The sequence below is a fragment of the Pseudomonas sp. FG6 genome, assembly GCF_057809015.1.
Genome location: NZ_JBMDJD010000086.1, coordinates 1 through 881, shown reverse-complemented (window position 1 = coordinate 881; position 881 = coordinate 1). Strand labels below are relative to the sequence as shown.

At 65.7% G+C, this 881-nt stretch carries 1 protein-coding gene; it reads right to left on the bottom strand.

Annotated elements, in window-relative coordinates; all coding sequences use genetic code 11:
- Nucleotides 1-881, bottom strand: an 881-nt coding sequence (locus ACODSJ_RS24710; protein ID WP_489104224.1) for an ImcF-related family protein, incomplete at both ends; no start/stop codon positions are given.

Genomic DNA, 881 nt, shown 5'->3' with positions numbered 1-881 from the left:
GCAATCAGCGGCGACTGGCGCACATCGCTCATCAGCGTCAACTGGTCGACCACCTCGCCCAGGCTGGCCGGTTGACGGGTGCGCAGGCTGTTGAGAAACACCAGCCAGGCGCTGGCGTAGTCCTGGAAATAACGTTCGGTGAGACGCGCCTTGAGCTCGTGCGGTGTCAACCGGGTATCGATTTCGCTGGGCTTGTCGCTGAGCACCCAGTCGATTTCTTCCCGGCGCGCCTGGGCGATCTCATCGATGGCCTGACGCACCTGGCCCTCCCAAGCCTGGCGCGTGAACACACCCGCGACACTGGCCTTGGAAGAGAACAGCAACCCGGCCTCGGTGTCGCCCACCATCTGTTGCAGGCCCAGGGCCGGGTAGTGATTCGTCGCCTCGTCCAACACCTGTTTGTACAGGCTGGCTTCGGCGTTGCGCTGCCCCAGTTGGCCGAGCAACACCTGCCGGGCCTGGGCCACCAGCCGCGGGTCGGCCTCGATGCGCCAGTCGGGGTGCAGGGGCAATTGCTGCGCATAGAACTGCCACAGGTTGGGCGTCAGGCTTTGCCACAGCCCCGGCGATATACCGGCTCGGCTGGCCTGCGCGCCCAAGGTCTTGGCAAGGAACGTGGCATCGGTTTTGTCCGGGTGCGCCATCATCAGATAGGCCTTGAGCGGGTCGTAGGCCTCCCGAGCACGCTCGGCGCGTTCAGGACTGCCCGGCGCGAGCTTGACCAGCGCCTCCAATTGCTCACGCAAACGGGCCGCCGCCGGGTCGCGAATCAGCCGCCCGTTGGCCTCGACATACTGCGGCCACAGCGCGTCGCGCACGGTTTGGTTGCGATTCAGGCCAAAGCGCTGGTACCACGGCGCACCGTGTACGAGGCGATCATC